The sequence below is a fragment of the Bifidobacterium sp. VU/mBH4 (B4) genome (assembly GCF_058199535.1).
Genome location: NZ_JBVPQJ010000011.1, coordinates 1 through 6,274, shown reverse-complemented (window position 1 = coordinate 6,274; position 6,274 = coordinate 1). Strand labels below are relative to the sequence as shown.

Annotated in this window: 2 pseudogenes; both read left to right on the top strand. The window is 61.7% G+C overall.

From position 1 onward, the window contains the following. Positions 1-465 precede the first annotated feature (465 nt). Positions 466-4,042, top strand: a pseudogene (locus tag AC0AII_RS08665) (RCC1 domain-containing protein). Positions 4,043-4,570: 528 nt separating this feature from the next. Beyond that, positions 4,571-6,274: pseudogene (locus AC0AII_RS08660) on the top strand (InlB B-repeat-containing protein); the annotation flags it as partial.

Sequence of the window (6,274 nt, the reverse complement as noted above, 5' to 3'; positions counted from 1 at the left end):
GGAGCAGGGAGGAACGTGCCAATCAAGGCTCAAACCCCAAGAGAGCCGACACTTCCCTCCCGCGCCCCCACCACACTCCGCCCAGCCTGCAAAGTCTGGACGGCACATCAGGAGAGGGGCAACCGCCATGGCGGGATACGGGCATGCAACCACCCCGCCATGGCGGCCATCCCCACCTGATCCTAGCCAGCCCCTTTCATGCAATTTCATAATTGCCCTAAGCAGCCGACTATGCCCAATTACTGCAATCACAGCCGTCGGGCGTTTGGATCCGGCTTGTGTGTTGCTTGTCAAACCGGTGGTATGGTGAAAAACAGGGGTAACGGGAAGACGGCTGGCTTCCGCCACAGTTCCTGCAATCCGGTGCAGGGTTGGCGTTGAAAGACAGGACGGCTTTCCGGCAAACAAGACGCTTTTAAGCGAGCCGCTGGCTCCGCTTGGTGTTGGTGAAGGGGTTTACGAGTCATGCATCTGGTTTCCCGTCTGCGTCGCGCGTTGGCGATGATGACCGTCCTGCTGGGCCTGCTGGCAGGCCTGGGCGTCGCATCCGCCAACGCGGCGGATGCTCCTATTCTCACCGGGGGGGGGGGGTCGTCAGACCCCTCGCGTAGCTAAGCAAACCCCCGGCATTCTCCCCAGCAACGCAAAAAACACTCCACTGCCCTCGCCATCACCGCTGACACCTTCCTCGCCACTGAGCTCCACGACACCAAGCCCAAATACCCCGCAATCGTCAACAAGCAGTCCGGACAACACAGGATCCGCTTCAACCAAGCCATCCGATACCGATGATCACACTTCACACATAGTGCGCTTCGACCCAGCCGACGGCAGCAAGCCCACCCAGTCAACCGTGAAAACCGGCACTCTCGCCGCTCCCCCGCAACAGAACCCAGTGCGCGAGGGCTTCCTGTTCGACGGATGGACGCTTGACGGCCAGCCCTTCGACTTGCAGACCCCCATCCTCCAGGACACTACCCTGAAAGCCCAATGGTCGAAGACCACGGACTGGACGCTGAACCCGGAGCACGGGCCCGCCTCCGGCACCCGGCTGACCATCAACCCGCCCAGCCCGCAGGAACCCTGCTACGTCAGCGTCCAAACCGCAGGAGACCAGACTGTCGGCCTGACCGGCGACGGCCGCATCTACACCTGGACGCAAGATGGCACACCCAAACAGGTTCCCTCCCCCGCGCAGACTCCTGCCGGGTTCCACTACCTGCAGGCCACAGTCGGCAGCCGATCGCAGGCCGCATTAGGATCCGACCAACACATCTACACCTGGAACAGCCAACAAGCAACACCCGTGATCCTCGACACCAGCCAGAGCAGCAGGTTCACCAGCATCAGCATGAACGACGACCGGCTACTAGCCGTGGACCAGCAGGGACAGGTCCACGCCTTCCAAGACAGCCAGACCGGCAGCCAGAATCCGCACCAGAAGCCCGTCGAGCAAACCACAACCAGGCTGCCGGGGCAGGCGCAGGCCGTCCTCGCCGCAGCCTCCGCCAGCCGGATCCTCGCCCTGGACGCAGACGGGCAAGCCTGGACCTGGGACAAGAACAACACCGGAAAAGCCGAACCCGCACGCATCAAACAGCAGCCCGGCATGCGCACCGTCCAAGCCCAAGCCCTCAACCAGGGGTTTCTCCTTCTGAACGCGGACGGGCAAGCCCGGTACCTGGCCAACACCGCAGCCGAGTCCACTACCGTCAACCTGCCAGAAGGCATGAAAGCCAGCTCGGCCGCCACCAACAATGACCAAGCCATGATCGTCGGCACGAACGGCCGCCTCTGGGCCTGGAAGCCCGGCGAAGCGCCCATGCGCACGGACAACGGGAACCAGCAGTTTGTGCAGGCAACAGCTGCAGGCAACAGAATCATTGCTATCAGCAGGCAGGGCGACATATATAAATGGAGCCTGGACGAGCAGGGCCAGCCCGGCAAGCCAGCCAGACTCGACACCGCACAGGCGCCCACCCTGGAATCTGCCAGCCTGGACAGCCAACCGCTCAAACTCAGCAAGACCAGCAGCATCTGGCAGGCGGAAATCCCTGCACGCAAGCCAGGTCCAGCCGCCATCACCATCGCCGGCAGGCAGGACGGCCAGCCCTTCACCAGAAGCCTCGACTACACGGTCGACCAGCCGCTGACCAGAGACGACCAGCAGGGCACCACCCATACAGTCACCTTCAATGCGGACGGAGGAAGCCCCGAACCCGCCGACCAGAACATCTCAGACCCCTACGGCAGGGTGAAGCGGCCCACGCCCGACCCGACGCGTGAAGGCTACCAGTTCGACGGCTGGTTCACCGGCGAAGTCGCCTACGACTTCAGCAAGCCCATCACCAAGGACCTCTCCCTGACCGCCAAGTGGACTGAAAGCGGGAACGACAAGTGGAGGATCAGCCCCGACAAGGGCAGTCAACTGGGCAACGAATCCACCACCATCACACCGCCGAACACCAGCCGAGGCATCAGATTCAGCCAACTCAGCGGATCAAAATACGACGGTTATTATTCCTATGGTTTTTCCTTGGCTGTGGGCAGCGACGGGAACGCCTACGCATGGGGAAACAACGACCGGGGACAGCTTGGCGACGGGACGAGAACCAGCCGGACCACACCGGTCATGGTGAAGAAGCCTGAAGGCGCGCCCACGGACTTCACCTACGTGCAGGTCAGCGCCGGATACTACCATTCCCTGGCCGTGGGCAGCGATGGATACGCCTACACCTGGGGATGGAACAACCATGGCCAGCTCGGCAACAACAGTCACAGCTCTTCGACTGTTCCGGTGCGCGTACGCGACCCCGACAGCCCCACTGACAGGAGCAAAGGACTGAAAGCCGTACAAGTAAGCGGCGGAACCTATCATTCACTAGCTGTGGGCGCCGATGGGAACACCTACGCGTGGGGATACAACAGCTCTGGTCAGCTTGGCGACGGGACGACCACCAGCAGGACGACGCCGGTCATGGTGAGCAAGCCTGATCCCAAAACTTCTACAGATGTGCCTGCAGATTTGGCCTACGTGCAAGTCAGCGCCGGATACGAGCATTCGCTGGCCGTGGGCAGCGACGGATACGCCTACGCGTGGGGAGACAACTACCGTGCCCAACTCGGCAACAACACCCGTGGCAACTCTTCGAGTGTTCCCGTGCGCGTGCGCGACCCCGTTAGCCCCACCGACACGAACATAGGGCTGAAAGCCACACAAGTAAGCACCGGAACCTATCATTCGCTAGCCGTGGGCAGCGACGGATACGCCTACGCCTGGGGATACAACAGCAATGGCCAGCTCGGCAACAACACCACCTACAACGACTGGTCTGTTCCTGTCCGCGCACGCGACCCCGCCAGCCCTTACGATACGAGCAAAGGATTGCAAGCCGTACAAGTGAGCGGCGGATACAATCATTCGCTAGCCGTGGGCAGCGACGGGTACGCCTACGCCTGGGGATACAACGCCTATGGCCAACTCGGCAACGGCACCAGCTACAGCAATTCGTCTGTTCCTGTGCACGTGCGCGACCCCGCCAGCCCCACCGACTCGAGCAAAGGACTAAAAGCCACACAGTTCATTGCCGGAGACCATCATTCGCTGGCCGTGAGCCCAAACGGATACACGTACGCCTGCGGATACAACGGTTATGGCCAGCTAGGCAACGGCAACACCAGCCTATCGAATATTCCTGTGCCGGTGGTGTTCAACCTGCAGCTGGCGATCACCGGCGTCAAATTCGACCAGACTGCCGTATCTGGCTTGACGCATGGCAAAGACAACAGCGTCACCGTGCTCACGCCAATACACGTGCCAGGCACGGTCACGGTCAGCGTGGACTACACGCTGGGCGGCACAGCCCAGCAGCCCGACACCTCCCTCAGATATACATACCTGCCTGCAGGCGTGCTCCCAAGGGCCGGAGGGGAAGGCATCCTGCTCGCCCTGGCCACCGGCATGACCGGCATGGGCGGGGTCCTGGCCTCGCGCCGCCATAGGAGGGAACGGCATAGGCTATTGCACACTTCGCACGAGTAAGACAGGCCGGAGGCGGATCAATCCCCCCACCCCCGGCTTATAACGGGGGCGCACGAAGGAATGCCACATACAAGACTCATCCCCAAGAGAGCCGGCACTCCTCTTGCGCCCCCACCACCACACTACTGTCGACTGATGCTGACAGGAATTGAGAGCAGATGCACGCCCCGCCTCTGCACTGAGAAGAAGGAAACTTGGGCAAACCGACCAAGGGGTACAGAACCCAAAGTCCGCTCGGTCCTCGTCCGTGCTCCCAGTTCCAGATAATTGCTGGAAACAATTACTTTTGCTCAACCAAAAAATTCATTGTCGTCGATGACTGACCTGGCTCGTGTGTGTTGTCTGCGGGCTGGGTGGTAGGGTGAAAAGCGGGGGATGTCGAAAAGACCACTGGCTTCCGTCAGGATTTGTGCAGTCTGTTGCACGGGCTGACCTTGAGCATTGGGCGACTTTCTGACAGGAGAACGTTAAGGCTATAGGCAAGCGGTGTTTGCTCCGCTTGGTGTTTGGTGAAGGGGTTTTGGTTTCATGCATCTGGTTTCCCGTCTGCGTCGCATCATGGCGATGATGACCGTCCTGCTAAGCCTGCTGGCAGGACTGGGCGTCGCATCCGCCCAGGCGGACGCTCCCATACTCACCGGGGGGGGGGGGTCGTCAGACCCCTCGCGTAGCTGACGGAACCCCCGGCACCCTCCCCAGCAACGCAACCAGCACACCACTACCCACACCATCACCAATACAAACCACCACACCATTAAGCCCAGCAACGCCAAGTCCAGACACCCCGTCATCGACGACGGGAACACCTGACAATACAGACTCCGCTCCGGCTAAATCAGCCGAAAAGACAAATGATCAAGCCGCGCATGTAGTGCGCTTCGACCCTGCCGACGGCAGCAAGCCAACACAATCAACCGTGCAAACAGGCACTCTCGCCGCTCCCTTGGAAAAGAACCCTATGCGTGATGGCTTCCTGTTCGATGGATGGACATACAATGGACAGCCTTTCGACTTCCAAATCCCAATCCTCCAGGACACGACCCTGAAAGCCAAGTGGACGAAGGTCACGGACTGGGTGCTGAGCCCGGATCATGGGCCCGCCTCCGGAGCCCGGCTGACCATCAGCCCACCCAACCGGCAGGAACCCTATTACACGAGCATCCACAGTGCAGGCGACCAGGTTGTGAGCCTAACCGGCGACGGTCGCATCTACACCTGGACGCAGGACAGCACACCTAAACAGGTACCTTCTCCCGTCCAGGCTCCCGGCGGGTTCCACTACCTGCAGGTTGCAGCCGGCAGCCTATGGCAGGCGGCGCTCGGATCCGACCAGCACATCTACACCTGGACCAACGGACAAACAACTCCCACGATCCTCGACACCAGCCAGGATGCCGAATTCACCAGCATCAGCCTAAACAATGACCGGCTCTTGGCAGTGGACAGGCAGGGACAGGTCCACGCTTTCCGGACCAGCCAGGCCGACAGCCAGGCCCTGAACCCGAAATTCTTGGGGCAGGCCGCAACCAGCCTGCCCGGAAAGGCGCAGGCCGTCACCGCCGTCTCCTCCGGCAGCCGGATCCTCGCCCTGGACTCCGACGGGCAGGCCTGGACCTGGGATGCGAACAACACCAGAAAAGCCAAACCCGCAGATCTTAAACAAGATCCGGGCACGCGCATCATCCAAGCACAAGCGCTCAGCCAGGGGCTTCTCCTCCTGGACACAGACGGTCACACCTATTACCAGGCCGATGGCAAGAGCAGCATCACAGCTGTCAGCCTGCCGGAAGGCATGAAAGCCAGCAGGATCACTGCCAACAAGGACCAGGCCATAATCGTCGGCAAGGACGGCCACGTCTGGGCCTGGCAGCCCGGCAGCAAGCCCACCCGGGCGGATGACGGGAGCCAGCAGTACGTGCAGGCTGCAAGCACTGGCGGCGGGATCGCCGCCATCAGCAGGCAGGGCGGCATGCTCGCGTGGAGTCTGGACGGGCAGGGCCAGCCCGGCAAACCCGACAGGCTCGACACCGCGCAGGCGCCCATTCTGGAATCAGCCAGCCTGGACGGCCAGCCGCTCAACCTCAGCAAGACCGGCAACGCCTGGCGGGCGGACATGCCCGCCCGCAAGCCGGGACAGGCCGCCATCCTCATCACGGGCAGGCAGGACGGGCAGCCCTTCGCCAGGAGCCTTGCGTACACGGTCGACCAGCCGCTGACCAGAGGCGCCGGACA